Origin of the sequence: Arthrobacter sp. IK3 (genome assembly GCF_051337705.1) — a bacterium.
In the GTDB taxonomy this organism is placed as follows: domain Bacteria; phylum Actinomycetota; class Actinomycetes; order Actinomycetales; family Micrococcaceae; genus Arthrobacter_B; species Arthrobacter_B koreensis.
Map to the genome: position 1 here is coordinate 209,073 of NZ_JBPPSW010000001.1, position 26,946 is coordinate 236,018.

Annotated in this window: 27 protein-coding genes; 19 read left to right on the forward strand and 8 right to left on the reverse strand. The window is 66.6% G+C overall.

From position 1 onward, the window contains the following. The first annotated feature begins 115 nt into the window (after nt 1-115). The 3 genes from ACSLGO_RS00980 (at nt 116) to ACSLGO_RS00990 (ending at nt 1,859) form a co-directional block, all read left to right on the forward strand. Nucleotides 116-1,213 carry a 3-deoxy-7-phosphoheptulonate synthase gene (locus ACSLGO_RS00980; protein WP_325785903.1) on the forward strand — a complete coding sequence of 366 codons (1,098 nt, stop codon included), beginning with the start codon at nt 116-118 and terminating at the stop codon, nt 1,211-1,213. A 148-nt stretch (nt 1,214-1,361) separates the two neighbouring features. Beyond that, on the forward strand, nt 1,362-1,574 hold the full coding sequence (locus tag ACSLGO_RS00985) for a helix-turn-helix domain-containing protein (protein WP_055239164.1): 213 nt from the start codon (nt 1,362-1,364) through the stop codon (nt 1,572-1,574). A gap of 186 nt (nt 1,575-1,760) precedes the next feature. After that, nucleotides 1,761-1,859, forward strand: coding sequence for a 30S ribosomal protein bS22 (locus ACSLGO_RS00990; protein ID WP_003792170.1), 99 nt, complete (start codon nt 1,761-1,763; stop codon nt 1,857-1,859). Nucleotides 1,860-1,942: 83 nt separating this feature from the next. On the opposite strand, the gene ACSLGO_RS00995 is transcribed toward ACSLGO_RS00990, so the two are convergent. After that, a complete protein-coding gene (locus ACSLGO_RS00995) occupies nt 1,943-2,755 on the reverse strand; it encodes an HAD family hydrolase (RefSeq protein ID WP_436399730.1) in 813 nt (270 codons plus the stop codon). Nucleotides 2,756-2,821: 66 nt separating this feature from the next. Between ACSLGO_RS00995 and ACSLGO_RS01000 the strand changes: the two genes are divergently transcribed. Together ACSLGO_RS01000 and ACSLGO_RS01005 are read left to right on the forward strand one after the other, a co-directional pair. Further along, a complete protein-coding gene (locus tag ACSLGO_RS01000) occupies nt 2,822-3,085 on the forward strand; it encodes a glutaredoxin family protein (RefSeq protein ID WP_091602264.1) in 264 nt (87 codons plus the stop codon). Nucleotides 3,086-3,207: 122 nt separating this feature from the next. Further along, nucleotides 3,208-3,918: a redox-sensing transcriptional repressor Rex gene (locus ACSLGO_RS01005; RefSeq protein ID WP_091602031.1), complete on the forward strand. Its 711-nt coding sequence runs from the start codon at nt 3,208-3,210 to the stop codon at nt 3,916-3,918. A 3-nt stretch (nt 3,919-3,921) separates the two neighbouring features. On the opposite strand, the gene ACSLGO_RS01010 is transcribed toward ACSLGO_RS01005, so the two are convergent. From ACSLGO_RS01010 to ACSLGO_RS01020, 3 genes are all read right to left on the reverse strand, one after another. Then, nucleotides 3,922-4,833, reverse strand: a complete 912-nt coding sequence (locus tag ACSLGO_RS01010) for a hypothetical protein (RefSeq protein WP_263127626.1) — start codon at nt 4,831-4,833, stop codon at nt 3,922-3,924. Nucleotides 4,834-5,008: 175 nt separating this feature from the next. Beyond that, nucleotides 5,009-5,713 carry a hypothetical protein gene (locus tag ACSLGO_RS01015; RefSeq protein ID WP_436399731.1) on the reverse strand — a complete coding sequence of 235 codons (705 nt, stop codon included), beginning with the start codon at nt 5,711-5,713 and terminating at the stop codon, nt 5,009-5,011. A 197-nt stretch (nt 5,714-5,910) separates the two neighbouring features. After that, the gene (locus ACSLGO_RS01020; protein WP_091602040.1) at nt 5,911-6,450 is read right to left on the reverse strand and encodes a YceI family protein; all 540 of its coding nucleotides are present in this window, start codon (nt 6,448-6,450) and stop codon (nt 5,911-5,913) included. 146 nt (nt 6,451-6,596) lie between these two features. Here ACSLGO_RS01020 and ACSLGO_RS01025 point away from each other — a divergent pair, with 146 nt between their 5' ends. From ACSLGO_RS01025 to ccsB, 5 genes are all read left to right on the forward strand, one after another. Further along, nucleotides 6,597-7,259, forward strand: coding sequence for a histidine phosphatase family protein (locus ACSLGO_RS01025; RefSeq protein WP_377955267.1), 663 nt, complete (start codon nt 6,597-6,599; stop codon nt 7,257-7,259). Between the two features lie 95 nt (nt 7,260-7,354). Further along, nucleotides 7,355-7,954: a TlpA family protein disulfide reductase gene (locus tag ACSLGO_RS01030; RefSeq protein WP_091602046.1), complete on the forward strand. Its 600-nt coding sequence runs from the start codon at nt 7,355-7,357 to the stop codon at nt 7,952-7,954. Nucleotides 7,955-8,031: 77 nt separating this feature from the next. Continuing rightward, the gene (locus ACSLGO_RS01035; RefSeq protein ID WP_091602267.1) at nt 8,032-8,748 is read left to right on the forward strand and encodes a cytochrome c biogenesis CcdA family protein; all 717 of its coding nucleotides are present in this window, start codon (nt 8,032-8,034) and stop codon (nt 8,746-8,748) included. A 68-nt stretch (nt 8,749-8,816) separates the two neighbouring features. Beyond that, entirely contained in the window at nt 8,817-10,553 is a 1,737-nt protein-coding gene (gene resB, locus ACSLGO_RS01040) for a cytochrome c biogenesis protein ResB (protein WP_325785899.1), read from the forward strand. After that, nucleotides 10,553-11,581 carry a c-type cytochrome biogenesis protein CcsB gene (gene ccsB, locus ACSLGO_RS01045; protein WP_091602052.1) on the forward strand — a complete coding sequence of 343 codons (1,029 nt, stop codon included), beginning with the start codon at nt 10,553-10,555 and terminating at the stop codon, nt 11,579-11,581. Before resB ends, ccsB begins: the two co-directional genes overlap by 1 nt. Before the next feature lie 256 nt (nt 11,582-11,837). On the opposite strand, the gene ACSLGO_RS01050 is transcribed toward ccsB, so the two are convergent. Continuing rightward, nucleotides 11,838-12,218, reverse strand: coding sequence for a PLD nuclease N-terminal domain-containing protein (locus ACSLGO_RS01050; protein ID WP_152273806.1), 381 nt, complete (start codon nt 12,216-12,218; stop codon nt 11,838-11,840). A 121-nt stretch (nt 12,219-12,339) separates the two neighbouring features. On the opposite strand from ACSLGO_RS01050, the gene ACSLGO_RS01055 reads away from it, so the two are divergent. Together ACSLGO_RS01055 and ACSLGO_RS01060 are read left to right on the forward strand one after the other, a co-directional pair. Further along, nucleotides 12,340-12,648 (forward strand): DUF4229 domain-containing protein, encoded by a 309-nt coding sequence (locus ACSLGO_RS01055; protein WP_091602055.1) that lies wholly within the window; start codon nt 12,340-12,342, stop codon nt 12,646-12,648. 79 nt (nt 12,649-12,727) lie between these two features. After that, nucleotides 12,728-13,789 carry a hypothetical protein gene (locus tag ACSLGO_RS01060; protein WP_436399732.1) on the forward strand — a complete coding sequence of 354 codons (1,062 nt, stop codon included), beginning with the start codon at nt 12,728-12,730 and terminating at the stop codon, nt 13,787-13,789. 13 nt (nt 13,790-13,802) lie between these two features. On the opposite strand, the gene ACSLGO_RS01065 is transcribed toward ACSLGO_RS01060, so the two are convergent. The 3 genes from ACSLGO_RS01065 to ACSLGO_RS01075 all read right to left on the reverse strand — a co-directional run bounded on the left by ACSLGO_RS01065 (nt 13,803) and on the right by ACSLGO_RS01075 (nt 16,989). Beyond that, nucleotides 13,803-14,687 carry a 1,4-dihydroxy-2-naphthoate polyprenyltransferase gene (locus tag ACSLGO_RS01065; protein ID WP_091602061.1) on the reverse strand — a complete coding sequence of 295 codons (885 nt, stop codon included), beginning with the start codon at nt 14,685-14,687 and terminating at the stop codon, nt 13,803-13,805. A 205-nt stretch (nt 14,688-14,892) separates the two neighbouring features. After that, a complete protein-coding gene (locus ACSLGO_RS01070) occupies nt 14,893-16,029 on the reverse strand; it encodes an AMP-binding protein (protein WP_325785894.1) in 1,137 nt (378 codons plus the stop codon). A 6-nt stretch (nt 16,030-16,035) separates the two neighbouring features. Continuing rightward, nucleotides 16,036-16,989: a 1,4-dihydroxy-2-naphthoyl-CoA synthase gene (locus ACSLGO_RS01075; RefSeq protein ID WP_152273803.1), complete on the reverse strand. Its 954-nt coding sequence runs from the start codon at nt 16,987-16,989 to the stop codon at nt 16,036-16,038. Nucleotides 16,990-17,114: 125 nt separating this feature from the next. Between ACSLGO_RS01075 and ACSLGO_RS01080 the strand changes: the two genes are divergently transcribed. From ACSLGO_RS01080 to ACSLGO_RS01110, 7 genes are read left to right on the forward strand one after another with little or no spacing between them, the layout of a single operon-like run. Further along, nucleotides 17,115-20,840, forward strand: coding sequence for a nitrate reductase subunit alpha (locus ACSLGO_RS01080; RefSeq protein ID WP_436399733.1), 3,726 nt, complete (start codon nt 17,115-17,117; stop codon nt 20,838-20,840). Next, complete coding sequence (gene narH / locus ACSLGO_RS01085; RefSeq protein ID WP_277664742.1) at nt 20,840-22,516, forward strand: nitrate reductase subunit beta; 1,677 nt, start codon at nt 20,840-20,842, stop codon at nt 22,514-22,516. Before ACSLGO_RS01080 ends, narH begins: the two co-directional genes overlap by 1 nt. After that, nucleotides 22,513-23,211, forward strand: a complete 699-nt coding sequence (gene narJ, locus ACSLGO_RS01090) for a nitrate reductase molybdenum cofactor assembly chaperone (RefSeq protein WP_325785891.1) — start codon at nt 22,513-22,515, stop codon at nt 23,209-23,211. The genes narH and narJ overlap by 4 nt, the downstream gene beginning before the upstream one ends. Further along, the gene (gene narI, locus ACSLGO_RS01095; protein ID WP_152273799.1) at nt 23,208-24,035 is read left to right on the forward strand and encodes a respiratory nitrate reductase subunit gamma; all 828 of its coding nucleotides are present in this window, start codon (nt 23,208-23,210) and stop codon (nt 24,033-24,035) included. Before narJ ends, narI begins: the two co-directional genes overlap by 4 nt. 21 nt (nt 24,036-24,056) lie before the next feature. After that, a complete protein-coding gene (locus ACSLGO_RS01100) occupies nt 24,057-25,295 on the forward strand; it encodes a nitrate/nitrite transporter (protein WP_263127617.1) in 1,239 nt (412 codons plus the stop codon). A gap of 36 nt (nt 25,296-25,331) precedes the next feature. Then, on the forward strand, nt 25,332-26,057 hold the full coding sequence (locus ACSLGO_RS01105) for a histidine phosphatase family protein (protein WP_091602085.1): 726 nt from the start codon (nt 25,332-25,334) through the stop codon (nt 26,055-26,057). Continuing rightward, nucleotides 26,041-26,910, forward strand: a complete 870-nt coding sequence (locus ACSLGO_RS01110; protein ID WP_436399734.1) for an NAD(P)H-hydrate dehydratase — start codon at nt 26,041-26,043, stop codon at nt 26,908-26,910. The genes ACSLGO_RS01105 and ACSLGO_RS01110 overlap by 17 nt, the downstream gene beginning before the upstream one ends. Nucleotides 26,911-26,946 lie beyond the last annotated feature (36 nt).

Genomic DNA, 26,946 nt, shown 5'->3' on the forward strand with positions numbered 1-26,946 from the left:
CGCTGACGCCAACCTTCAGAGCCAACAGGACAGGGATCATTCCCTGTCCTTCGCCATATCCGGCGGGTTCTGGAGAACGAGTCCCGCCGGTCCACCCTCAAACGGATACGGGACCATGAACCTCACCGCCACACAGCACACCACAACCACCTCAGATCAGCGGGTGCGCGAATTCCGTCCGCTGCCGGCGCCGGAGCAGCTGCTGGCTGAACTGCCCCTTACGCCGGAGCTGGCGGCTACCGTGCGCCAGGGACGCGAAGCTGTCCGCGCAGTGCTCGACGGCGTTGACGACCGCCTGCTCGTCGTCGTCGGACCCTGCTCCATCCACGATCCGGACGCCGGCCTGGACTACGCCCGGCGTCTGGCCGCCGTGGCGGAGGAGCACAGTGAGGACCTGCTCATTGTGCTGCGGGCCTACTTCGAGAAGCCGCGCACAACGGTGGGCTGGAAGGGCCTGATCAATGACCCGCACCTGGACGGCAGCCATGACATCGAGGCCGGCCTGTACGCCGCCCGGAGGTTCCTGATTGCTGCCGGCGAGCTGGGGCTGCCCGTTGCCACCGAGTTCCTTGAGCCCATCAGCCCGCAGTACGTCGCGGACCTGGTCAGTTGGGGTGCCATCGGCGCACGGACCACGGAAAGCCAGATTCACCGCCAGCTCGCTTCCGGGCTCTCAATGCCGGTGGGCTTCAAGAACGGCACGGACGGGTCGCTTCAGATCGCCCTGGACGCGTGTGCGGCGGCAGCTGCCCCGCAGTCCTTCCTGGGAATCGACGGCGCCGGCCGCGCCTCCATGGTTCGAACCGCCGGCAACGCGGACACCCACCTGATCCTGCGCGGCGGAAGTGCCGGTCCCAACTACTCACCGGCCGACGTCGCTGTCGCCTCGCAGGCGCTGGCGGAGCGGGAGCTGAATCCGCGGCTGATCGTGGATGCCAGCCACGCGAACTCCGGCAAGAACCACCACCGCCAGGCGGAGGTCGCGCTGGAACTGGCTGCCCAGCTTGAGTCGGGGACGGAGGGTGCCGGCATCCTGGCCGGAATCATGCTGGAGAGCTTCCTGGTGGGAGGCGCCCAGGCGCATGACTCCGCCAATCCGGGCCCGCTGGTCTACGGCCAGAGCATCACGGACAAGTGCATGGACTGGGAAACTTCCGCGGGAGTCCTGACCGTGCTGGCGCAGGCAGCACGAAGCCGCCGGAATGCGTCTTAAGAGCCGAAGAATGAGCGGAAAAACTTCCACTATGGTTACTCCAGCCACTAGAGTAGAGTGCTAGACGGTCACGAGATGGTCATCAAGGCGACACGCCGCCTCTAGTTGTATGGCGCAGGTTGCTTCCGAGCGAAGGAACAAGAGATAAATGGCAGACGAGAGCAATTTCTCGGACGTGCGGTTTCTGACGGTGTCAGAGGTCGCGGATGTCATGCGCGTGTCCAAGATGACCGTTTACAGGCTGGTGCATTCCGGGGAACTCCCGGCAGTCCGTTTCGGACGGTCCTACCGCGTTCCGGAGTCTGCGGTGCAGCAGGTTCTGCGCAACGCCGTCATCGACCGGCAGTCCGGAACGGCCTAGGCATTCCCAGTCCGTAACCTGTTTCGGGGTTGCCCCGGCGCTGTCCATGAAGGCTGCGCGGAGGCGGTACCCTGTTAAGGAACGTTTCATTCTGGCTAGTAATTGCCGGAACCGATGCTGGCGGGCCATGTGGCCTGGCGGAAGCGGGGACCGGCATGGCTCCTAATTCAAGTTTGTGAGGACTCTGTGGGTTCAGTAATCAAGAAGCGCCGCAAGCGTATGGCCAAGAAGAAGCACCGCAAGCTGCTTCGTAAGACCCGCCACCAGCGCCGCAATAAGAAGTAGATTCGTCTTAGCTGCCGCGAAGCCCGCCGTCCGCACAGGACCTGGCGGGCTTCCGCTTTTTAAGCTCTGCTCCGGCAGCTGTCCTAGCGGGAACGCACCCAGGAGAAACCGCGCCACAGCCCGTAGGCGGCACCCGCGAGTGAAGCCGTCTTCAGGCCCAGTGTTGCCGCCCGGCGCCCGGAACGGAAGTCATAGACCGGCCAGTTCCGGTCCCGGGCATGGCGGCGCAGCCGGGCATCCGGATTGATCGCCACAGGGTGGCCCACAAGACTGAGCAGCGGCACATCGTTGTAGGAGTCGCTGTAGGCCCAGCAGCGGTCCAGGTCCAGCCCTTCCTGCTCGGCCAGCGCCTTCACACCGGCTGCCTTCGCCGGCCCGTGCAGGAACTCACCGACCAGGCGTCCGGTGTACAGGCCGTCCGTGACTTCGCTGACCGTTCCCAGTGCGCCGGTGAGGGAGAGCCTGCTCGCGATAACCGAAGCGACTTCCACCGGAGTCCCGGTCACCAGCCAGACACGACGTCCGGCCTTCAGGTGCTGTTCGGTCAATGCACGGGTTCCCGGCCAGATCTTGGAGACGATCATCTCGTCATAGACTTCCTCGCCCAGGATACGGACGTCCTCCGCGGCCAGCCCGGTGGCGAACGCCAGGGCTGCGTCCCGCACGCTGTGGACGTCCTTCATATTCTCGCCCCGAAGCATGAACCGGATCTGCTTGACCGCGAACCCTGCCGCTTCACGGAGCGTGAAGACTTTCTTCTGGTACATTTTCCGGCCTACGTGGAACAGGCTGGCCCCTCGCATCAGGGTGTTGTCCACGTCGAAGAATGCTGCTTCCCCCGGGTTGCCTTCCGCGGCCGGAGAATCGGCGGCACGGACGAGCGCGGGACGGGGCATGCAAGAAGTCTACTGAAAAACCTCACCGGAACGCGGAAACGCTGCCAGGAGACTAAGTTGGAAGTCATGAAAGATGCGTCTTCCGGAGCCGGTGTACCCGAGCTCCTCCTGCTGACCCGCCCCGGCTGCCACCTGTGCCAGGGCGCCCGTGAAGTATTGGATCGGGTATCCGCGGACCTTGGTGTTCCGTGGCAGGAACGGTCGATCACGGACGATCCCGAGCTGCAGGAACGCTTCGCCGAGGAGATTCCGGTGCTGATGATCGACGGCGTGCAGCGCGACTTCTGGCAGATCGACGAGGCCCGCCTGCGCCGCCTGCTGGCAAAGTAACCCTGCGCTAAACACACTTGGTCGCCGGGAGAAGCGGTTCTAGAGTGGAGAACCTGCCGGGGCATCCCGGCTGCCAGGAGCCGCACCGCAGCCCGTAGCTATCGAAAGTTGCCGAAGTGAGTATGCCGGAAGAGTCAGCCTCCGCAGGCCCGGCCGTGCCTGCGCACGGCCGGCACATACCCCCGGCTTCCCTCGCGCGGCTAACCGTCTACCTCAGGGTCCTGGGCACCATGCTGACTGAGGGTGTTGAACGGGTGTCCTCCGAGGAACTCGCCGAAGCCGCGGGGGTAAATTCCCCCAAGCTCCGCAAGGACCTTTCCTACCTGGGTTCCTACGGAACCCGCGGCGTTGGATATGACGTGCCCTATCTCAGCGGACAGATTTCCGCAGCCCTGGGCCTGACCCTGGACTGGCGCGTGGCGATTATTGGTGCCGGTCACCTGGGACGGGCCCTGGCCGGCTACCCGGGATTCGGGTCCCGGGGCTTTGAAGTGGTGGCGCTTTTCGACGCCGATCCGCTGGCCGTGGGCCAGGAAGTCGGCTGGCTCCGGATCAGTGAAGTGCAGTCGCTGGAAGCCGTGCTCGAAAAAACACGGGCCAACATGGCTGTCCTGGCGGTGCCTGCTGAAGCCGCCCAGGAAATGTGCACGCGCCTGGTGAACGCCGGAATAACGAGCATCCTCAGCTTCGCCCCAGTGGTCCTGCAGGCTCCCCCGGAAGTCCAGATCCGCAAGGTGGACATGGCAACCGAACTGCAGATCCTCGCGTACCACGCGCAGCGCGCCCAGGTCTCCGCCATCGCGACGGATGCCCAGGCGCGCCTGATGCGCTGAGGCCTAGGCGATCCTGCCTCCCTTGGTCGCGAAGTACCGGCTGCTGGCCGGCAGGAACAGGAGGCCGGTTCCCACCAGGGCCAGCAGTGCCCCGGCCACCTGGACGGAGGAACCATCCCGGAAGGCAAAGTACAGCGCAGCGGCAACCACCACGCACCCGCCGGTCCGCGCCCAGCTCCTGCCGTCCCGAACCAGGGACGCCAGGAGCAGGAAGATTCCAAAGGCGACGGCGGATACGGCCACATCCGCGACCCTGGCGAAGGACAGCACCATCTCAACCGGAACGCGCAGTTCCGCCAGTTGGGCCGCTGCCTGAGGTGCAGGCCGTTCCGGATCCAGGGCCGCGCGGAGGCCGGCAACCAGGCTGAGCACGCCGCCTGCGATGACGAGCAGTGCCGCGGTATTGATGGCGAGGGGTGCCGGGCGCCGAGTCTTGCGAGCTGAGATCTGCGGCGGCCGCGGTGCTGCTGCGGGAGCCGACGGCGAGTGGTCCGGCCGGTGCGGTGTCTTGGCTGCGGGCCGCGGCTGGACGGGTGCCTTGGCAGGCTGCCCGGTAGTGGTTGCTTCCTGGCTGGCCTTCGTCTCCGCGGTGCTGTCTACGGGCAGCGTCCTGGATCCATCAAGTGCAGCAGGGGAGGAGTGCGCCTTGGTCCGGCGGGAAGCCGGGGACGAGAGCGCCAGCTGGATGACTGCGTCGGGGAAGCGGGCCCAGCCGAACAGGCGGTCGCCGATTCCCGTGTGTCCTGCCGTTGAATCCGGCGGATGCAGGCCGGCCGTATTCCTGGCCTGCAGGTCATGGTCCGGGGACAAAGTATTGCCGCCGGGTGGCCGGCGAGGACCGGGATGCAGGATGCGGTTGGCGAGGGAATGGGTGCCTGCTCGGGATGAGCGGGGCGCTGCGGGAGGAGTCGTCATAATCGTCGCCGCCTTCACAAGACCGGAAGAATCGAAACTCCGCCGTGATCCCGAAGGTGCCCGGCGGAGACTCAACGCTACGCGTCAGTGCTCCGGCTGTGGACTGTGCTGCCCCGAACCCGTCTCCCCGCGGCCCAGATTCTTTTCCCGTGGGCCGGTTGGCAGGGCGGAAGCCCTAGTAAGCGCGGTAGGGGTTGAACTCCCGGCGCCGGAAGTAGGGGTTGCTCGGGCGGAGGTAGAGCATCACAATTCCGGCGATTCCGGCCAGTGATGACAGCAGCGAGAGCCAGCCCAGCGGGGACATCACATAGACGGGCAGGGAAACCAGCAGCCCTACGGCAGAAAAGGCGGCGAAAACCGTGCCGAGGATCCGCGCCCAGTTGTGCCCCTTCAGGATGAACCAGGCGATCAGGACGTACAGGCCAAGTCCAATAATGCTCAGGACCACGGAGAACCAGACGACGAAGCCTCCGGCGTCCTGGACGTCGACGTTGGCATCCCGCAGGGCATCCATCTGGGAGGCGGTGAGGACGTCCGGCAGCCGGAAGGAAGTCACAAGGTTGTTGATCAGGGACAAGACCCCGGCGGCGATGATCAGCCAGAAACCGAGAACAACCTCGCGGGGTGCCGGACCCTTCGGCTGGCCCTGCTGCTGGGGTGCCCCCGGGGAGCTGTAGCCGGAAGGCTGGGCCGGCTGGTAACCGTAGGACTGGCCGTACTGGCCCTGTCCGGGCTGCGGGGGAGTGTGCTGCTGACCCTGTTGCCCGGAGGCCTGGCCATACTGTCCGTAGCGGGGTTCGGGCCGGGGATCCGGTCCCGGGCCATCGCCGTGGGCGGCGTTGCCGCCGTCCTGCGGATCGGGAACGTTGGGAGTGCTCATGGGGCCCGCCTGCCGTGTGGATTGGCCTGCCGGAAGGTCTCCGGCAGGGCAGATAACCCATCTGCGAAGTCGCAAGCCAGTCTATGCCCCCTGCCAGCCCGGACACACCGGGAGCAGCCCTTTTCCAGCGGGCCGGAACACGTTAAAAAACGGATCCGGAGCGCGTTCGGCGCTCCGGATCCGTGTGGATGGGCGGATTAGGCCTTGACGAAGGCTACGTCCACGTTGATGGTGACCTTGTCGCCCACGAGGACGCCGCCGGTCTCCAGTGCTGCGTTCCAGGTCAGGCCGAATTCCTTGCGGCTAATGACCGTGCTGCCGGCGAAACCTGCGCGGGTGGCACCGAACGGATCAACGGCGACGCCGTTGAACTCAACGTCGAGCGTCACCGGGCGGGTGGTGTCCTTGATGGTCAGGTCGCCGGTGAGCTTGTACTCTTCGCCGGAACCTTCAATGCCGGTGGCGGTGAAGCGCAGTTCGGGGAACTGCTCGACGTCGAAGAAGTCCGCGCCCTTGACGTGCGCGTCGCGGTTGGCGTCGTTCGAGTTGAAGGATGCGGCGTCGATCACGGCAGTGATCTTGGAGTCACCCAGGTCCTGGCCAACTTCCAGAACCGAGGTCACCTTGTCGAAGTTGCCGCGGACCTTGCTGATGCCGGCGTGGCGGACGGTGAAGCCAACTTCGCTGTGGGAAGAATCGAGGTTCCAGGTGCCTGCGGTCAGACCGGTGGGGATCATGTGTTTCTCCTTGGTTGTTGCAGTGGCGAAGCGCTTTGCCCCACCACCAGTAGATGCATTTGCATCCACTATTGCATACGTTGCTCAAAGGTTCAACCGTTTGTGAAGATTTAATCTTCCCCGGCGTGTCTGCGAGACTGGGAGGCATGTCCCGCGCCTCAATCCACCTCGTCCGCCACGGTGAAGTCTTCAATCCGGACGGCATTCTCTACGGCAGGCTGCCCGAATTCCATCTCTCGGACCTCGGGCGGGAAATGGCGGACCGTGTTGCGAACTACTTCGCCGAACGCCGGAGCGACGGCGCGAAGCTGGTGTACCTGGTTGCCTCACCCCTGACCCGCGCGCAGGAGACGGCGGCTCCGATCGCCCGCGCGCTCGGAGTCGAAACCATCACTGACGAGAGGATCCTCGAAGCGGAGAACCGTTTCGAGGGACTGCCCGGGGTCAAGCGGCAACTGCGCAATCCGAGGTACTGGCCGCTGCTACGCAACCCCATGAAGCCTTCCTGGGGCGAGCCCTACGCTCAGCAGGTGGACCGGGTCATGGCCGCAGTGCATGAGGCGAGGATCCATGCCCTTGAGCTGGGCGGCAGTGGAGCCGAAGCAGTGCTGGTCAGCCACCAGCTGCCCATCTGGGTCACCCGGCTGGCAGCCGAGGGGCGCAGGCTCTGGCACGACCCCCGCAGCCGCGAGTGCACGCTCACCTCGGTGACCACCCTGGACTTCAATGACATGGAACTTACCGGGGTCCGCTACGCCGAGCCGTCGGCCGACCTCCTGCCCGGGGCGGCGAATCTCCCCGGCGCATAATACAATTACTACGCGTTGTAGAAGTGGCCGCCCCCTGCCGCGATGAAAGCTGGAGCTCCGTGAAGAAACCCACAAGCGAAACATCACCTGCTGCCATGCACCGCAGGTCCTTCCTGCGCCTTGGCGCGGGGCTGGCAGTTGGCGTGCCGCTGGCGGCTGCCCTGGCCGGTTGTTCGGCCGATGATCCGCTTGCCGAACAGGCCAAAGCCGGAGACAACAAGAACTACATTGCCGGTGACGGCTCCGTCACCGAGTACGCCGCCTCCGAGCGCGGAGAGCCGGTCCGCCTGACCGGAACCCTCTTTGACGGCACGGAAGTCAGCGCTGCGGACTGGGCCGGCGACGTCGTCGTCCTGAACTTCTGGTACGCCGCCTGCGCGCCGTGCCGGAAGGAAGCCCCGGACCTCGTGGAACTCCATGAGACCTACGCCCCGGAAGGTGCACGCTTCTACGGCGTGAACATCCGCGACGAAGCCGAGACCGCCCAGGCTTTCGAGCGGAACTTCGCCATTCCCTACCCCAGCTTCGAGGACCGCAACGGGGGAGTGCTGCTGGCCATGACCAGCTTCGTGCCGCCGCAGGCCGTTCCCACCACGCTGGTCCTTGACCGCGAAGGCAGGGTAGCCGCACGCATCCTGGGCCTGGCGGACAAGGGAACGCTGAAGACCCTCATCGCCGACGCGCTGGCCGCGTAGCCGACGTGCCGCCCGTGCTTCCAGCTGCCGCCGTGCCGGCAGCCAACGTCTTCGCCGAAACGATCCTGAACGGATCGATGCTTCTGGCGATCCCCGTTGCCGTGCTGGCCGGGCTCGTTTCCTTCCTCTCCCCGTGTGTGCTGCCGCTGGTGCCCGGCTACCTGGGATACGTCACCGGCCTGACCGGAATCGACCTGCAGAAGCAGCGCCGCGGCCGGATGTTCACCGGCATCGCCCTGTTCGTACTGGGCTTCTCCGTGGTGTTCGTGGCCATCGGGGCGGGAATCGGCCAGCTGGGTGCCTGGCTGCGCGGTGCGGAGCAGGTGTGGATCCAGCAGGTGCTGGGTGCGCTAATCATCCTGCTCGGTGTCATCTTCATGGGCGGCCTCTCCTGGTTCCAGCGCGACCGCAAGATCGAGGCCCGCCCGCCCGCCGGCCTCTGGGGCGCTCCGCTGCTGGGCATCACTTTCGGCCTGGGCTGGGCCCCCTGCCTGGGCCCAACCCTCTCCGCCGTGCAGCTGCTCTCCTTCTCCGGCGACGACGCTTCCGCGGCCAAGGGTGCGCTGCTCACCTTTGTCTACTGCCTGGGGCTGGGACTGCCGTTCCTGCTGATCGCCCTCGGCTTCCGGCGCGGCATGGGGGCCCTCGGATTCTTCCGCCGCTACCGCGTAGGGCTGCAGCGTTTTGGCGGCGGCATGCTGATTGCCCTTGGCCTGCTGATGGTCACCGGCATCTGGAACCTTTGGATCAACCAGCTGCAGGGCTGGCTGGACAGCGTGACCCTGCCGATCTGATGACTAAACCCTCGTATCCCTCCCCAGAGAACAATGAGAACCAGTTGAAACCGAAACCGGAGAGCGAAATGACGCCACAGCCTCCCGTGGAGAACACGGAAGCGGAGACCGCTGCCGCGGACCGTGCGGGCAAAAAGGCTGACAACGACGTCGCCCTTCCCGCCCTGGGACTGCGCGGCACCCTGCGCTGGGCGTGGACGCAGCTCACCAGCATGCGCACGGCACTGTTCCTGCTGCTGCTGCTCGCAGTGGCGGCGGTGCCCGGATCGCTGTTCCCGCAGCGTCCAGCCAACCCCGGAGCAGTAACCCAGTACATCCAGGACAATCCGGACACCGGGCCCTGGCTGGACCGGTTCCAGCTGTTCGACGTCTACTCCTCGGTATGGTTCTCCGCCATCTACCTGCTGCTGTTCATCTCCCTGATCGGCTGCGTTATTCCCCGTGCCAAGGTGCACTGGAAGGCCCTGCGCTCCAAGCCGCCCCGCACGCCCACCCGGCTTTCCCGCCTGCCGGAATACGGAACCCTGGCCGTGCCGGCTGGTACGGGACTCACAGCCGCCGACGCCGCCCGCGACGCAGCGGCCGTCCTGCGCAAGCGCGGGTACCGCGTTGAGACCCGGGACCTGGACGGTAACCGTCCGTCCGTCGGCGCCGAGCGCGGTTTCGCCAAGGAGACCGGCAACCTGGTGTTCCACGTTTCGCTGATCGGTGTCCTGGCCTCCGTTGCCGTCGGCGGACTGATGGGCTACAACGGACAGCGCATCGTGGTTGAGGGGGATACCTTCGTGAACACCCTCGTGGGATACGACACCTTCAGCCCGGGCACGAACTTCTCCGAGTCCCAGCTCAGTCCCTATTCCCTGACGCTCGACGACTTCGACGTCACCTTCGACCGGCAGCCCAACGGCAATGTCCAGCCCCTGGACTTCACTGCCAGCGTGACCGTGCAGGAAGACGCCGAGGAAGAACCCCGCCAGGAGACCCTGAAAGTCAACGAGCCGCTGAACATCGGCGGCACCAAGGTCTACCTGGTCGGTAACGGCTACGCTCCGGTGGTCACGGTGCGTGACGGGGAAGGCGACATCGCCTTCCAGGGCCCGGTAGTCGGCGTGCCGACGGACGGCGTCTACACGTCCCTGATGGTCATCAAGGCACCCGACGCCAAGCCGGACCAGCTCGGATTCGTGGGGTTCTTCCTCCCCACCGCCATGCTGGACCCCGCCGGCGTCTCCTTCTCCGGAGACCCTGATCCGGTCAACCCGCAGCTGAACCTGAACTCCTACTACGGAGACCTTGGCCTGGATGACGGCGTGCCCACCAACGTGTTCGTCCTGGACACCGATGACCTCACCGAACTTAACAACCGGGACCTCGATTCCGGCGGCATCGTCCTGGGCATGAACCAGAGCTACGACCTCCCCGAGGGCAAGGGCTCCATCAGCTTTGACGGGCTGCTGCGCTACGCGGCCCTGGACGTGCACTATGACCCGGCGAAGACTGCGGTGGGCGTTTTCGCCGCGCTCAGCCTCCTCGGCCTCTCGGCGTCGCTCTTCATCGCACGCCGGCGCGTCTGGGTCCGTACCGGAACGGCCGACGATGGACGCATAATGGTCGAGTACGGATTGCTGGCCCGGGGCGAAGACCCGCGGCTGGAAACTGAGGGCGAAGCACTGCGGACCCTGCTTGAAAAGAAGTGGCTGGCGGACGCCCCCGCCGAAACCCCAGCGGAAGGCCAGGGAACCCCGGCCGATGCATCAGTGACCGGCAGCACCGGACGCACGGAAGAAGAAGGTAAGGACTCCTAATGCCCTCCATTGACTACCAGCTCGCGGAATACAGCGATCTCTTCATGCTGCTGGCGGCGTTCACGTACACCGTCGCGCTGCTTGCGTTCGCCTGGGACCTGGCAAAGAGCAGCAAAACCCTGAAGGCGATCGACCAGAAGGCTGCCGTCCAGTCCGCCCCGAAGGTCATGGTGACTGCCGGAGCGCCGTCGTCCGGCCCGGCGGATTCCAACCGTGAGTGGTCCGGCGAAGCCGTCACCGCTGACGACGCCATGGGCTACACCGGTAAGCGCCGCAACGCGGCCCGCGTCGCCGTCGCGCTGACCGCACTGGCTACGCTCATCCATGCAGCCGCCGTGGTTTCCCGCGGCCTTGCCGCGCACCGCGTGCCGTGGGGCAACATGTACGAGTTCTGCACCACCGGCGCGCTGGTGGTCTCCGTGGTCTTCCTGCTGGTGCTGCTGCGCCGCGACCTCCGGTTCCTGGGCACCTTCGTGGTTGGCCTGGTGCTGATCATGATGATGGCCGCGACCATCGGCTTCCCCACCCCGGTGGGGCACCTGATCCCGGCACTGCAGAGCTACTGGCTGATCATCCACGTTTCCGTCGCGGTCATCGCGTCCGCCCTCTTCACCCTGACCTTTGCCATGTCCGTGCTTCAGCTGCTGCAGGCTGACCGTGAATCCAAGGCCCGCGCCGGCGGCAAGGAACGTTTCGGCTTCCTGAAGATTGTTCCCTCGGCGCAGTCCCTGGAGAACTTCTCCTACCGCATCAACGCCGTCGCGTTCGTGCTGTGGACCTTCACCCTCATGGCCGGTGCCGTGTGGGCCGAGCAGGCCTGGGGCCGTTACTGGGGCTGGGACACCAAGGAAGTCTGGACCTTCGTGATCTGGGTTGTCTACGCCGGTTACCTGCACGCCCGCGCTACCCGCGGCTGGACCGGCACCCGCGCCGCCTGGCTCTCGATCGTCGGCTACCTGTGCGTGGTCTTCAACTTCACGATCGTGAACGTCTACTTCGCCGGCCTGCACAGCTACTCCGGCGTCTAGCAGCTCGCGTCCAAGGACCCCGCTCCGGCTTCTGCCGGGGCGGGGTTTCTTGCTGTGTGGGGTGAGTGCGGTCCGCTCCGGTGGGGCTTCCCTCCAACCACGGGAGTAGTCCGCGACGGCGCTGCACGGGGGCCCGGCGAGAGGGGCACGGCGGGCGGGGCGCATGGACCGGGGGTCACACAGGTAGCCGGGGCACACGAAAAGCCCCGTCCCGGAAAGGATTCCGGAACGGGGCTTCGAGGCTTACGGTGCCAGGCTAGCTGTTGCTGCTGGGCTTCTCGTCGTCGTTCTGCTTGGAGCGCTTCTCACGGTCAGCGATTTCCTGCTCGCGGCGCTTGAGCTCTGCCTCCTTGGCCTGCTGGCGGCGGCGGATTTCCAGGTTGCGGAGGAACTCAGGATCGTCATCCGGTGCGGTGGGGCGGCGGGGAGCGCGGGGCTTGGGCTCGGGTCCGTGGCCGGGGCGGCCAAAGAGGAACCAGAGAATAGCGCCGAGGACCGGCAGCAGGAGGATCACTGCGATCCAGAAAGGTTTAGAGATGCTCCGCACTTCATGGGCCCGGGACATCAGGCAGTCGATGACGGCGTAGATAATTACGGCTGCTACGACGATGACGCCGAGGAGTACGAAGCGGGGCATGCCCCCAGTGTAGTGGAGCCGGCTGGAGGCAGCCTGAATGGTTTCCAAAGGCACCTAATTCGTTTTCGAGGCTGTGAATCAACTGGGAGACCGGATGGGTCCGTGCCCGTAGAATGGGCACGTGGCTTTCTGGAAATTTACTGCTCTCCGCCTTGGTCTGGTGGCAATCTTCTTCATCGCCGGTGTGTACCTGCAGTTGGGGCTGGTGCTCTCTGCGATCGTCTCTGCCATCCTGGCCTGGTGCGTGACGTACCTCTTCTTCCGGGACATGCGCGACGCAGCGGCCGTCGGCCTGCAGAGCCGTTTCAGCGAGAAGACGCCTCCGTCCCGCAACCGGGCCGAGCTGGATGACTCGGCTGCCGAGGACTCGCTGCATGACGCCAACCCGGACGTCACCATCGACGCGGACCGCAAGCCCCGCGAGAGCTGACACCGGTCCCTCCGGCCGTCCCTGCTAGGGTCGACGGACAGTCCTGCCCGCACAACGGCGGGTGGCCGTGGGGGAGCGCATGTCGAATTCAGAACTCAGAAGCCGGTCAGAGCAGGCGGAAAGTTCCCGCAACCGGCGCTGGCTGATCGCAGTGACCATCGGCCCGCTGGCCCTGGGGTTGGCTGTGGCAGTGTGGATGGCCACGGTTTCCGGCGATCTTCCCGACCGCCTCGCCAGCCACTGGGGACCTGACGGCGTAGACGGGTACTCGTCCCTGTGGACCATGGCAGCCATTGCTGTCTTCGCCGGCGCCGGAAGCGGTGCCCTCATTGCGGGTCTGTCCGTCCTGACCCGCGGCTATTCGGCAGTCCTTGCCCGCATCGGGGTTGGATTCGGTATCGCCTTCGGTGTGCTGATGACGGGACTGGCCGTCGCCGTCGTCGCCGGTCAGATCGGGCTTGCTGACGCTTCGCAGGCGGAGATCGACGAACCGGTGATCTGGATGTCTGCCGTCGTCGGCTGTGCCGCGGGTATCGTCTGCGGCTGGCTCTATCGCCCCGCAGAAGCTGACCGGACGCCCAGCGCGGATACATTGTCCGCCGATGCAGCCGCAGCCAACCAGGACTCGATGGTGGCGGCAGATGCACGCCGGACCGCCGCCAACCGGGAAAGCATGACGGTCAGGATCTCCATGGGGCCGGGCAAGTGGCCGCTCAGCCTTGGCACCGGCGCCGCAGTCGCGCTGAGCCTCGTCTTCATCCATCCTGCCTTGGCCCTGTTGGGGCTTCCCACGGCCGCGCTGCTGTGGATCTTCTCCTCGGGCAAGGCAATCATTGACGACGCCGGTGTGCGGGTATTGGCGGGCGGGTTCTGGAAACTAATGCCGCTGGCACACCGGGAGATCGCCGCTGCGTCGGTGCAGGATATTCAGGCCCTGGAGTTCGGCGGTTGGGGGTACCGGATCAGCGCTGCGGGCACTGGCTTCATCCTTCACAGCGGTCCGGCGCTGATCCTGACCGCAGGCTTCAACCAGAAGTACGTCGTTTCGATGCCGGACGCTGAGACCGCAGGACGCGCCTGTGCCCTGGTGAACGCCTACCGCGCTGGCCTGGGGGATGAACCGGGTACGCCTCGGGGCTGAAATACCCCGAAAGCTAGGCCAGCAGCCGGGTCAGCACCAGGGCCAGGCCGTAGATAACGCTGAAGCCAAGGTTGATCAGGCCGGTCTGCTTCAGCACCGGAATCAGGCTGCGGCGCTTCTTTCCCTTGAGCATCAGCCAGCTCGGCATCAGGCACGCCGGCAGCAGCAGCAGGACCAGCAGTACCCACGGGTAGTCGCCCACCAGGAGCAGCGGCAGGAGCAGGGCCAGCGCCAGCATCATGACGTAGCTGATGCGTGCGGCGTCGTCGCCCAGGCGCACGGCGAGGGTCCGCTTGCCGGACTCCCGGTCAGTGGGGATATCCCGCACATTGTTGGCCATCAGCAGCGCGGTGGCAATCAGTCCCGTGGAGACCGCGCCGATCCAGGCCGCGGCATTCACCGTGCCGGCCTGCGTGTAAGTGGTGCCCAGGGTGGCAACGAGACCAAAGAAGACAAAGACGAAAACATCACCCAGGCCGAGGTACCCGTAGGGGTTCCGGCCTCCGGTGTAACCCCACGCAGCGGCAATGCAGCCCACGCCTACGAGCAGCAGGAACCAGGCCTGGGAAAGGACCACCAGAGCCAGTCCTGCAGCCATCGCCAGGCCGAAGGCCGTAAACGCGGCGTACTTCACCGATTTCGCCGGTGCGGCACCGGAACCGGTGAGGCGCAGCGGACCAACCCGGTTGTCGTCGGTGCCGCGGACGCCGTCGGAATAGTCGTTGGCGTAGTTGACGCCCACCTGAAGCAGGACTGCCACGGCGGCCGCGAGCACAGCATTAAGCCAGCGGAAGCCGCCCAGATCGAACGCCGCAGCGGAGCCGATTATCACCGGAGCAACCGCCATCGGAAGTGTCCTGGGGCGTGCCCCCTCCAACCATTGCGCCGCTGTGGCCACAGTTCATTCCTTCTTCGTTTGGCGTTCTTGGGCTGATGCGCGCCGGCGGGAGAAGTTCCCTCCGGACAGCTTCATTCTCCCGCACCGCCGCCGGGACCGCGAAAACGCCGTCCGCCGCGCGCCGAGATAGCAGAAACTGCACGTCTCAGCGCTGAGACGTGCACTTTCTGCCATCTCGATGGGGGAGCGGGGGGTGGGAGGGCTGCTAACCGCGGGCGGCGGCGAGCAGCTGGCGCACAGCCAGACGGTCGGTCTTGCCGCCGGGCAGCAGGGGAAGCCGTTCCAGCTCCACCACTACCTTCGGAACAGCGGGAGCGCCGAGTGCGGAGCGGACGGCGCTGCGCAGCCTGCCCGTGTCCACGGACCCGACGACGACGATTCCCACCACCGCGCCCCACTCCGGGTCATCGAGCCCCATGGCTACCGCCTGGTGTACCTCGGGAAGCTGTTCGGCGGCTGCGGCAACTGCAGCTCCGGAGACCTTCACCCCGCCCGTGACGATCACGTCGTCGAGCCGGCCGGACACCGAGACGACGCCGTCCCCGGACACCGAACCGGTGTCATCAGTGCGGAACCAGCGCTTGCCGGAATGGAAGGCGAACCGCTCGGCGCTCAGTTCAGGCGCACCAAGATAACCTTCTGCGAGCATGTCCCCGGCGATCCAAAGCCGGCCCTGGTCTTCCTGGACCTCCACGCCGGGCAGCGGAACGCCGTCGTACACGCAGCCGCCGGCGGTCTCGCTCATGCCGTAGGTGCGCACCACGTGAAGTCCGGAGTCCTTGGCCTGCGCCAGCAGCGACGGGCTGGCGGCGGCACCGCCGAGCAGGATCGTGTCGAACCGGCGCAGCACCGCCAGCGTGTCCGGAGCGGGATCCGTGAGCAGCCGGTGCAGCTGGGTGGGCACCAGAGAAGTGAGCCGGGTCCGGTCCGTCATGGCCTGCGCGGCGGCTGTGAAGGCCTCGGGGCTGAACGGGGCACCCGTGTCCATCAGCACCGGTTCAGTTCCGGCGTAGAGCGACCGCACCAGCACCTGCACGCCGGCAATGTAGTGCACCGGCAGCGCCAGCAGCCACTGGCCGTCCTGGCCCAGGTGCATCGCGGTGGCCATCGAAGAAGCCGCCAAGGCATCGGTGCTGAGCATGGTCTGCTTGGGTGTGCCGGTGGATCCTGAGGTGCTGATCACCAGCGCGACGTCGTCATTGGGCAGTTCCCCGGTGAAGGTCTGCGCCGGATCGGCATGCGGCGCGACGGCGGGGCCTTCCCCGGCCAGCGCAGCAGCGAGCGGCGGCAGCAGGTCCCCGGCGTTGAAGCCGGACGGCGTGTGGACTGGAAGCAGTTCCATGGCGTCCTAGAAGTAGTAGGGGAAGTTGGACCAGTCCGGGTCCCGTTTCGCCAGGAACGCTTCCTTGCCCTCCACCGCCTCATCCGTCATGTACGCCAGCCGGGTGGCTTCGCCGGCGAAGACCTGCTGGCCGGCCAGGCCGTCGTCAGCCAGGTTAAAGGCGAACTTGAGCATGCGGATGGCCTGCGGAGACTGCCGGGCAATGTCCGCAGCATATTCCAGGGCCACCTTCTCCAGGTTTTCATGGTCCACCGCTTCGTTGACGGCGCCCATGGCCACCATGTCCTCGGCGGAGTATTCGCGGGCCAGGAAGAAGATTTCCCGTGCGCGCTTCTGGCCGATTTGCCGGGCCAGCAGGGCCGAGCCGTAGCCGGCGTCGAAGCTGCCAACGGTGGCGTCGGTCTGCTTGAACTTACCGTGCTGGCGGGAAGCGATGGTCAGGTCCGAGACAACGTGCAGGCTGTGCCCGCCGCCGGCTGCCCAGCCGTTGACGACGGCGATAACCACCTTGGGCATGGTGCGCATCAGGCGCTGCACTTCCAGGATGTGCAGCCTGCCGGCGCGTGCCGGATCAATGGTTTCCTGGGTCTCTCCATCGGCGTACCGGTACCCGTCCCGGCCGCGGATCCGCTGGTCGCCGCCGGAGCAGAAGGAGTGCCCGCCGTCCTTGGGGGAGGGGCCGTTGCCGGTGAGCAGGACGGTTGCCACGTCCGGCGTCATCCGCGCGTGGTCCATGGCCCGGTACAGCTCGTCCACGGTGCCCGGACGGAACGCGTTGCGCACCTCGGGCCGGTTGAAGGCGATCCGCACCGTGGGCAGGTCTCGCACAACGGCGCCGTCGGCGTCGCGCTCCACCTGCCGGTGGTAGGTCATGTCGGTGAAGTCGTCGAAGCCGCCAACCACCCTCCACTGCCTGGGATCGAAGATGTCAGAGACCTGCTCGGGAAGTTGTGTGCTCACGCATCGAGTTTATCGCGGCCGCAAAACGCGGCCTGCGGGACAGCCGCGGCGGCATCTTCGCCGCTGCCGGACAGGAATCAACCCCCACGCTGTTGGCCCCGCGGAGCGGCGCGTAGCTTGAAGAAATGGCTAGCAGCTCCGTAACGGGGACAGACGGCCCCGCATCAGACGCACTCCTGAAACTCGGCAGGTTCTTCACCCGATGGGATGAGACGGCCGACGGCCGCGCGGTCTTCCGCGAAGGCGGACGGAAGGGCGACGCGTTCTACCGGAACCGGTGGAGCCATGACAAGGTGGTCCGTTCCACGCACGGCGTGAACTGCACCGGGTCATGTTCCTGGAAGGTCTACGTCAAGGACGGGATCATCACCTGGGAAGCACAGGAAACCGACTATCCAACGGTGGGCCCGGACCGGCCCGAGTACGAACCTCGCGGCTGCCCGCGCGGCGCCGCGTTCTCCTGGTACACCTATTCGCCCACCCGGGTGCGGTACCCCTATATCCGCGGGGTCCTGCTGGAAATGTACCGCGAGGCCAAGCAATCCACCGGCGGAGACCCGGTGCTGGCGTGGGAGGCACTGGTGGCTGACCCCGAGAAGCGACGCACCTGGCAGCAGGCCCGCGGCAAGGGCGGGCTGGTGCGTTCCAGCTGGCAGGAAGCCCTGGAGATGACGGCGGCGGCGCATGTTTCCACCATCAGGAACTTCGGGCCGGACCGCTGTACCGGGTTTTCCCCGATCCCGGCCATGTCCATGGTTTCCCACGCTGCCGGTGCCCGGTTCATCAACCTGATCGGCGGGGTGCTGAACAGCTTCTACGACTGGTACGCGGACCTCCCGGTGGCGTCCCCGCAGGTGTTCGGCGACCAGACGGACGTCCCCGAATCAGGAGACTGGTGGGACGCGACCTACCTGATGATGTGGGGCTCCAACATTCCCGTGACCCGCACCCCGGACGCGCACTGGATGGTGGAAGGGCGCTACCGCGGCACCAAAGTGGTGTCCGTCAGTCCCGACTATGCGGACAACACCAAGTTCGCCGACGAATGGCTGCCGGTCCAGGCGGGTTCCGATGCGGCGATGGCGATGGCCATGGGGCACGTGATCCTCAAGGAGAACTTCGTGGACCGGCGTGTGCCGTTCTTCGAGGACTACGTCCTGCAGTACACCGACCTGCCGTTCCTCGTCACCCTGGTGGACGGACCGGGCGGCACCACAGTGCCGGGCAAGTTCCTCACGGCACGGGACCTCGGCGGGGAGAGCGCGCAGGCGGCGGACGCCGCGTTCAAGACCGTCCTGGTGGACCGGTTCAGCGGGGATCCCGTGGTGCCCAACGGTTCCCTGGGCTTCCGGTACAACGACGACGACGCCGGCAAGTGGAACCTTGACCTGCAGGGTGTGGTGCCATCCCTCTCGCTGGCGGACACCGACGGATGGTCCGGTGAGACCTCTGGCGTGGACCTGCCCGTGTTCTCGGATCCTTCCGGCACCGGGTCCGTGGCGCACCGCGGCGTGCCGGTCGCGGACGTGGCCGGCCGGAAGGTCACCACGGTCTTCGACCTGATGCTGGCGCAATACGGTGTGGGCCGGGACGGGCTGCCGGGGGACTGGGCTGCGGGATACGACGACGCCGCCACCGCCTGCACTCCGGCCTGGCAGGAGGAGCTGACGTCCGTTAAACCCTCCGCGGTGATCCGCACCGCCCGGGACTTCGCTGCGAACGCCGAGAAATCCAAGGGCCGGTCCATGATCATCCTGGGCGCCGGAATCTGCCAGTGGTACCACGGGGACGTTACCTACCGGGCGATCCTGGCCATGCTGATGCTCACCGGATGCGAGGGACGCAACGGCGGCGGCTGGGCACACTATGTGGGGCAGGAGAAGTGCCGCCCCATCACGGGCTGGGCGGCCATGGCCTCGGCCGGCGATTGGAACCGTCCGCCGCGCTTTATGATCGGCACCGCGTTCTGGTACATGCACACGGACCAGTTCCGGTCTGACGGCTACTCAACGGACGGGGTGCAGTCCCCGCTGGCCGAGGGCCATCTGCGCGGCATGCACTCGGCAGACGTGATCGCCAAGTCCACCCGGATGGGTTGGATGCCGTTCTTCCCGCAGTTCGATGCGAAGAATTCCCTGGACGTGGCCGATGAGGCCGCGGCCGGCGTCGAACGCGGCGAAGCCGAAACGCCGGCACGCTGGGTGGCAGACCGCCTGAAGGAAGGTCGGCTGCGCTTTGCCGTGGAGGACATCGACGCGCCGGAGAACTGGCCGCGGACCCTCATCCTCTGGCGGTCCAACCTTCTGGGCTCCTCCGCCAAGGGCGAGGAGTATTTCCAGAAGCACCTGCTGGGCACCCTGAACAATGTGCTGGGAACGGACCACGGCGATGCCCGGCCCAGGGATGTGGTGTGGCGCGAGGAAGCACCGCAGGGCAAGCTCGACCTGCTGGTCTCGGCGGACTTCCGGATGACCAGCTCCACCCTGCTTTCCGACGTCGTGTTCCCGGCCGCCACCTGGTATGAGAAATACGACCTCTCCTCCACAGACATGCATCCGTACGTGCATGCCTTCACCCCGGCGATCGCGCCGCCGTGGGAATCGAAGTCGGACTTCGAGCTGTTCCGGCTGCTTTCCGTGGAGTTCTCCCGGCAGGCTGCCATGCATCTGGGGGTCCGCAGGGACCTCGTGGCCACCGCGCTTACGCATGACACCCCCGGGGAGATCGCCCAGCCCGGCGGTCACGCCCCGGACTGGAGGAACACGGACGTTCCCGCGGTTCCCGGGAAAAACATGCCCACGCTCGCCGTTGTCGAGCGGGACTACCCGGCCATTGGGGACAAGTTCACGGCACTGGGTCCGCTGGCGGAAAAGCTGGGCTTCACCACCAAGCACGTCACCTACAGGGTGGATAAACAGGTGCGGCAGCTGGCGCAAAAACACGGCGTCTTCGATTCCGGTGCCGCCCGCGGCAGGCCGGCAGTGGATACGGACGCCCGGATGGCGGAGGCCATCCTGCTCTTCTCCGGCACCACCAACGGCGAACTGGCCGTCCAGGGGTTCGAAACCCTTGAACAGCGCACCGGTACCCCGCTGGCAGACCTGGCGGCCGGCGCGGAGGACAGGCTGATCACCTTCCGCGACACCCAGGACCGCCCGACGCCGGTGATCACCTCCCCGGAATGGTCCGGGTCCGAGTCCGGCGGCCGGCGCTACGCGCCGTTCACCATCAACATTGAACGGCTCAAACCCTTCCACACGCTCACCGGACGGATGCACTTCTTCCTGGACCACGACTGGATTCGGGACATGGGGGAGGCCCTGCCGGTGTTCCGTCCGCCGCTGGATATGCACCGGCTCTTCGGCGAACCCACGCTGGGCACCCGGGGGGAACTGTCCGTCGCGGTGCGGTACCTGACCCCGCACAACAAGTGGTCGATCCACTCCGAGTACCAGGACAACCTCTTTATGCTTTCGCTCTCCCGGGGCGGTACGGCGGTGTGGATGAGCCCGCAGGACGCGGAGCTGATCCAGGTGGCGGATAACGACTGGGTTGAGTGCGTGAACACCAACGGCGTGCTGGTTGGCCGGGCCATCGTCTCGAGCCGCATGCCCGCCGGGGTGGTCTACGTGCACCATGCCCAGGAACGGATCATCGATACCCCAAAGTCCGAGGCCACCGGACGCCGCGGCGGCATCCACAACTCGGTCACCCGGATCCTGGTCAAACCCAGCCACATGATCGGCGGGTACGCCCAGCTGTCCTGGGCCTTCAACTACCTGGGCCCCACGGGCAACCAGCGGGACATCGTCTCCGTGGTCCGCCGGCGCTCGCAGGAGGTGAGCTACTGATGAGGATCATGGCGCAGACTGCGATGGTCATGGCACTGGACAAGTGCATTGGCTGCCACACCTGTTCGGTGACCTGCAAACAAGCCTGGACCAACCGGGCCGGTACCGAATACGTGTGGTTCAACAACGTTGAAACCCGGCCGGGGCAGGGCTACCCGCGCCGGTATGAGGACCAGGAGAAGTGGCGCGGCGGGTGGGAGCTGAACCGTCGCGGAAACCTGAAGCTGAAGTCCGGCGGCCGGGCCGCGAAGCTCTTTGGCCTGTTTGCCTCACCGGTGCAGCCCGAGCTCAGCGACTACTACGAACCCTGGACGTATGACTACGAGAACCTTATCCAGGCCCCGGCCGGGAACGATTTCCCGGTGGCCCGGCCCAAGTCCCTGATCACCGGGGACACCATGAAGATCAAGTGGTCGGCGAACTGGGATGACGATCTGGGCGGTGCCCCGGAGACCGCGCAGCAGGATCCGGTGGTGGAGAAGCTGCGCCGCGATGCCGAGGACAAGGTGAAGTTCGAGTTCGACCAGACTTTCATGTTCTACCTGCCGCGGATCTGCGAGCACTGCCTCAACCCGTCCTGCATGGCATCCTGCCCCTCCGGCGCGATCTACAAGCGGGAGGAAGACGGAATTGTCCTGGTGGACCAGGACCGCTGCCGCGGCTGGCGGCAGTGCGTCACCGGCTGCCCGTACAAGAAGATGTACTTCAACCACCGCTCCGGCAAGGCAGAGAAGTGCACGTTCTGCTATCCCCGGATTGAGGTTGGCCTGCCCACGGTGTGCGCGGAGACCTGCGTGGGCCGGCTGCGGTATATCGGGATTTTCCTGTACGACGCCGACCGCGTCACCGAAGCGGCGGCCACGCCCAACGAGCAGGACCTCTACGAAGCGCAGCTGGACCTCATGATGGATCCGAACGACCCGGAAGTGGTTGCCGCCGCCCGGGCCGAAGGCATCCCGGAGGACTGGTTGGACGCGGCCCGCCGGTCCCCGGTGTACGCGCTGGCGAAGGAACTGCGGGTCGCCCTGCCGCTGCATCCGGAGTACCGGACCATGCCCATGGTCTGGTACGTGCCGCCGCTCTCACCGATCGTGGACGTGCTTAAGGACCAGGGGCACGACGGCGAGGACGCCCGGAACCTGTTCGGCGCCATTGAGGCGCTGCGCATTCCGGTGGAGTACCTGGCGGAACTCTTTACCGCAGGGGACACGGACCTGGTGACTTCGGTGCTGCGCAAGCTCGCGGCCATGCGTGCCTACATGCGGGCCATCACCCTGGGCGACGCCCCGGAGGAATCAATCGCCACCGACGTGGGGATGACCGGGGAAGCCATCGTGCGGATGTACCGGCTCATGGCGGTGGCCAAATACGAGGAACGGTATGTGATTCCCAGCGCCCACCTCGAGGATGCGCACAACCTCGAGGAAATCGGCTGCTCGCTGGATACCGACGGCGGGCCGGGGATGGGCCAGACTGGCGTTTTCGGTGAAGCGTCCGGGCGTCCTCTGCCGGTAGCGGTAGAGAACTTCGCAGCACTCGAGGCACGGCAGCGCGGTGAGGACCCGGCCGGGAACCGGGACATGACGGGCCGGGTCAACCTGCTGAACTGGGACGGACGGGGTTCGCCCCGCGGGTTGTTCCCGCCGGGCCAGGCTGAGGGCGGTGAACGGACATGAGCCTGCTGGAGAAGCTGCTGGGCAAACCCGGCAAGGGCACGCTGGCCCCCGAAGCCTACGCGGACAGCAATCCCCGGCGCAGCGCCGTCGTCCGCCAGGTGGCGTCGCTGCTGCTCCAGTACCCGGACGAGGCCCTGCTGGCCTCCCTGCCGCTGCTGCGCACCGCGCTCGCCGAGGAGGAAGCGCTCACCGACGGCATGGACGAGTTCCTGGAGTGGTTCACGGAACGCCCGCTGACGGTTCTCCAGAGCGAATACGTCCAGGAATTCGACCTGTCCAAACGGCACAGCCTGCACCTGACCTACTGGACCGACGGCGATACCCGCCGCCGCGGCGAAGCGCTCGCCGCCTTCAAGGAGGTCTACCGGGAACAGGGGATACTGCCCGAGGGCACGGAGCTGCCGGACTACCTTCCGCTGGTGCTGGAGTTCGCGGCCAAGGTTTCTCCGGCTGACGGCTACGAACTGCTGCAGCGCTACCGTCCTTCCGTGGAACTGCTGCGTCTCGCCCTGCGGGACGCCGGCCTGCCCTACCACCACGTGCTGGCGCTGGTCTGCTCTACCCTTCCCGGTGTCTCGCCCGAGGACGCCCAGACGGTGATGCGCACCGCCGGCTACGGTCCGCCCACGGAAAGCGTGGGCCTGGAACCCTACAGCTCCCGGCTGCTGCCGCTCTCCGAGAGGAACCGGACATGACTGCTGCAGGCTCCCGCTTCCCCGCCGATGTGCCCCCGCCGGAGAACGTGACTGTCACCCTGGGCGACGTCATGCTCTGGGGCGTGCTTCCGTACGTGGTGATCGCCGTCCTGGTGCTGGGCTCAATCTGGCGGTACCGCTATGACCAGTTCGGCTGGACCACCCGGTCCTCCCAGCTCTACGAGGCGCGGATCCTGCGCATCGCCTCCCCGCTGTTCCACTTCGGGATCCTGGCGGTCATTGCCGGGCACTTCATCGGGCTGGTGATTCCCCAGTCCTGGACCCAGGAGGCGGGGATCTCCGAGGGGCTGTACCACGCGTTAGCCCTCGGGATCGGGCTCATCGCGGGGATCGGCACCATGGTGGGGATTGTCCTGCTGATTTACCGGCGCCGCACCACGGGGCCGGTGTTCATGGCCACCACCCGGAATGACAAGCTGATGTACGTCGTCCTGGTTGCGGCCCTGTTCGCCGGGCTGGCTACGACTCTCATCTCCGTCTTTGATCCCAGCATCACCGATTACCGGGAAACGGTCTCGCCCTGGTTCCGGTCCATCTTCATCTTCCAGCCGGACATCGCGGCGATGACCGCTGCGAGCCTCTCCTTCAAGATCCATACCCTGTGGGGCCTGGCCCTGTTCGCCATCTGGCCCTTTACCCGGCTGGTGCACGCGTTCACGGCTCCGCTGCAGTACATCTTCCGCCCGTACATCGTCTACCGCTCCCGCGGGAAGCGGAAAGCTCCGGGGGCCGTGCCGCCGCGCCGCGGCTGGGCGCCGGTGGGCACACCGGACCGGGACCGCAGGGGAGTTCCCCGGCAGTAAGGACTTCGCGAGAGGACAGCCATGGCACCGGCACCATCCGCACCGGCCGCCCCGGACCTGAAATCCGGGCAGCTGCTGAACCTGATCACGGCCACGGTGGCCTCCACCGTGGGCTTCTGGGCCTGGACCATCATCGGCCCGCTTTCCGCCCGCTACACCCAGACACTGGACCTGAACCCATCCCAGACGTCCATTCTGGTGGCCATGCCCATCCTGGTGGGCTCCCTGGCCCGTATCCCGGTGGGCGCCTGGACCGACCGGTACGGCGGGCGGCGCATGTTCACTCTGGTGCTGGGAGCCACGGCGCCGCTGGTCCTGCTGACAGCGCTGGCGGGAGAATCGGGAAGCTACGCGCTGCTCATCATCGTCGCGTTCTTCCTCGGCATCGCCGGTACAGTCTTCGCGATCGGCATTCCGTTCTGCTCCGCCTGGTATGACCGCAGCCGCAAGGGCTTCGCCACCGGTGTCTTCGGCGCCGGAATGGTTGGCACCGCCGTGTCCGCGTTCTTCACGCCCCGCCTGGTCGCCGGCGTCGGATACTTTCCGGCGCACCTGATCATTGCCGGCGTGGTAGCGCTGATGGCCGTGATCAGCTGGCTGGTGCTGCGCGAGTCCCCGGCCTGGAGCAGGCCCACGGAGCCAACGCTGCCCAAGATCCGGCATGCGTTCACGCTCAAAGCCACCTGGCAGCTGTGTTTCCTCTACGGGATTGTGTTCGGGGCGTTCGTCGCGTTCTCCAACTACCTGCCCACCTACCTTGGCAACGTGTACAACTGGGACGCTACAGACGCCGGGACCCGCACCGCAGGTTTCGCCGTCGCGGCGGTGATTGCCCGGCCCATTGGTGGAACCGTCGCGGACCGGATCGGCCCCAAGATCGTGACCCTGGTGTCCTTCGCGGGCACCGTGGTCCTGGCCATGGTAGTGGCGTTCCAGCCCAGCCAGGAACGGGTCTATGGGACGGCGTTCCTGCTGATGGCGCTGTTCCTGGGACTGGGCACAGGCGGCGTCTTTGCCTGGGTGGGACGCGCCGCTCCGCCGAAGGACGTGGGCACCGTCGGCGGAATCATCGCGGCCGCCGGAGGATTAGGCGGCTACTTCCCGCCGCTGGTCATGGGCGCAACCTACGACGCCGAGAACTCCAGCTACTTCGTCGGCCTGACCCTGCTGGCGGTTTTCGCGGCGCTGGCGCTGCTGCTGACCTTCACCGTGCGCAACGGCGGGAAAACCGACGAACGGGCGGCAGCGCCGTCGTCGTAGCCTTGGCCCCGCCGGGTGCCGGAGTAGAGTCGGACGATGGGTGCAACAGAGCTGATCCTCATCCGTCACGGCGAGAGCGCCGGCAACGTCGCGGCCACCCGGGCCCAGCAAACCGGGGCTGAAGTAATCGACGTCGGGCTCCGGGACCCGGACGTGCCGCTGAGTTCCGACGGCGAGCGGCAGGCCATGGCACTGGGCGCCTGGCTGGCAGCCCTTCCCGCGGGCGAACGGGCGGACTCGGTCTGGTCTTCACCGTATCTGCGGGCCCGGCAGACGGCCGAACTCGCCGGGCTGTCCCCCTTCCGGGTGGATGAACGCCTGCGGGACCGCGAACTGGGAATCCTTGACCTGCTCACATCGCGCGGCGTCGCAGCCCGCTACCCAGCCGAAGCCGAGCGCAAGCAGTGGCTGGGCAAGTTCGCCTACCGTCCCCCGGGCGGTGAGTCCTGGGCCGATGTTGCGCTCCGGCTGCGCTCGCTGCTGCGGGACCTGGACGACGCCGAAGACGGACGCCGCGTGGCGGTAGTCTGCCACGACGCGGTGATCCTGCTGCTGCGCTACGTGTGCGAAGGGCTCCTGGAAGCAGACCTGCTGGACATCGCCTCCACGGCCAGCGTCCGGAACGGCTCCATCACCCGTCTGGTCCGCCCCACGGGAACCGGTTTCTGGGCCGTCGCGGACTTTAACGCAGTGGAGCACCTCGCCGCAGGCGGCGCCCCGGTTACCGAACATGCAGGAGATGACAATGTCCACCCGCGCTGAACTGGTCACCCCGGCAATGCTGCGTTCCTGGCAGGTCTCCCGGGACGCCGAGGGCAAGGATGACAGGGGAACCGTTCTGGTGATCGGCGGTGCCCGGCGCACACCCGGCGCCGCGATCCTCACCGGGCGGACGGCGCTGCGGGCCGGCGCCGGGCGGCTGACGCTCGCTGTTGCCGAAGCCGCCGCCGTCGCCTCCGCCGTCTCGCTGCCTGAGTGCGGCACCGTGGGCCTGCCGGAGAAAGGACAGCGCATCGAGGGGAGCGCTGCCGCCGATGCCCTGGGCACAGACCTTGAAACCGCGGACGTCCTGGTGGTGGGTCCTGGCCTGGACAACGCCGAAGACACGGCAGACCTGCTGCGCAGCATTAGCTCCGGGATCCCGCAGGAGGCATCCGTGGTACTGGACGCCTACGCGCTGGGCGTGCTGCCGGGCCTGCCGGAACTGGGCGGGCTCCTGGCCGGCCGTCTGGTGCTGACACCCAACCGAACCGAAGCTGCGCGCCTGCTCGAGGTGGATGAGGTTGAGGACGCCGACGCCGCAGCCCTGGAGATCGCGCGCCGCTACGGCGCGGTGGTGACCAGCAAGGGGCGGATTACCGCCCCGGACGGGCGCGCCTGGGAGGTTCCGGCCGGCAATCCGGGGCTGGCCACGTCCGGAAGCGGCGACGTCCTGGCCGGTTCCGTGGCCGGTTTCCTGGCCCGTGGAGCAACCCCGGACCAGGCAGCCTGCTGGGGCACGTACCTCCATGCCGCGGCCGGGGACAGGCTGTCATCCTCGAAGGGGCCGCTGAGCTTCCTGGCCAGTGAACTGCTCGAAGCCATGCCGCAGGTGATGACGGAACTGACGGTGTAGTGCCTCTGCGTTAGTGCCTGCACGGCGCGGGGCCGA

Coding starts and splice junctions, on each gene's coding strand:
- ACSLGO_RS00980 (WP_325785903.1), top strand. CDS start 116: ATGAACCTCACCGCCACACAGCACACCACAACCACCTCAGATCAGCGG.
- ACSLGO_RS00985 (WP_055239164.1), top strand. CDS start 1,362: ATGGCAGACGAGAGCAATTTCTCGGACGTGCGGTTTCTGACGGTGTCA.
- ACSLGO_RS00995 (WP_436399730.1), bottom strand. CDS start 2,755: ATGCCCCGTCCCGCGCTCGTCCGTGCCGCCGATTCTCCGGCCGCGGAA.
- ACSLGO_RS01000 (WP_091602264.1), top strand. CDS start 2,822: ATGAAAGATGCGTCTTCCGGAGCCGGTGTACCCGAGCTCCTCCTGCTG.
- ACSLGO_RS01005 (WP_091602031.1), top strand. CDS start 3,208: ATGCCGGAAGAGTCAGCCTCCGCAGGCCCGGCCGTGCCTGCGCACGGC.
- ACSLGO_RS01010 (WP_263127626.1), bottom strand. CDS start 4,833: ATGACGACTCCTCCCGCAGCGCCCCGCTCATCCCGAGCAGGCACCCAT.
- ACSLGO_RS01015 (WP_436399731.1), bottom strand. CDS start 5,713: ATGAGCACTCCCAACGTTCCCGATCCGCAGGACGGCGGCAACGCCGCC.
- ACSLGO_RS01020 (WP_091602040.1), bottom strand. CDS start 6,450: ATGATCCCCACCGGTCTGACCGCAGGCACCTGGAACCTCGATTCTTCC.
- ACSLGO_RS01025 (WP_377955267.1), top strand. CDS start 6,597: ATGTCCCGCGCCTCAATCCACCTCGTCCGCCACGGTGAAGTCTTCAAT.
- ACSLGO_RS01030 (WP_091602046.1), top strand. CDS start 7,355: ATGCACCGCAGGTCCTTCCTGCGCCTTGGCGCGGGGCTGGCAGTTGGC.
- ACSLGO_RS01035 (WP_091602267.1), top strand. CDS start 8,032: ATGCTTCTGGCGATCCCCGTTGCCGTGCTGGCCGGGCTCGTTTCCTTC.
- resB (WP_325785899.1), top strand. CDS start 8,817: ATGACGCCACAGCCTCCCGTGGAGAACACGGAAGCGGAGACCGCTGCC.
- ccsB (WP_091602052.1), top strand. CDS start 10,553: ATGCCCTCCATTGACTACCAGCTCGCGGAATACAGCGATCTCTTCATG.
- ACSLGO_RS01050 (WP_152273806.1), bottom strand. CDS start 12,218: ATGCCCCGCTTCGTACTCCTCGGCGTCATCGTCGTAGCAGCCGTAATT.
- ACSLGO_RS01060 (WP_436399732.1), top strand. CDS start 12,728: ATGTCGAATTCAGAACTCAGAAGCCGGTCAGAGCAGGCGGAAAGTTCC.
- ACSLGO_RS01070 (WP_325785894.1), bottom strand. CDS start 16,029: ATGGAACTGCTTCCAGTCCACACGCCGTCCGGCTTCAACGCCGGGGAC.
- ACSLGO_RS01080 (WP_436399733.1), top strand. CDS start 17,115: ATGGCTAGCAGCTCCGTAACGGGGACAGACGGCCCCGCATCAGACGCA.
- narH (WP_277664742.1), top strand. CDS start 20,840: ATGAGGATCATGGCGCAGACTGCGATGGTCATGGCACTGGACAAGTGC.
- narJ (WP_325785891.1), top strand. CDS start 22,513: ATGAGCCTGCTGGAGAAGCTGCTGGGCAAACCCGGCAAGGGCACGCTG.
- narI (WP_152273799.1), top strand. CDS start 23,208: ATGACTGCTGCAGGCTCCCGCTTCCCCGCCGATGTGCCCCCGCCGGAG.
- ACSLGO_RS01100 (WP_263127617.1), top strand. CDS start 24,057: ATGGCACCGGCACCATCCGCACCGGCCGCCCCGGACCTGAAATCCGGG.
- ACSLGO_RS01105 (WP_091602085.1), top strand. CDS start 25,332: ATGGGTGCAACAGAGCTGATCCTCATCCGTCACGGCGAGAGCGCCGGC.
- ACSLGO_RS01110 (WP_436399734.1), top strand. CDS start 26,041: ATGTCCACCCGCGCTGAACTGGTCACCCCGGCAATGCTGCGTTCCTGG.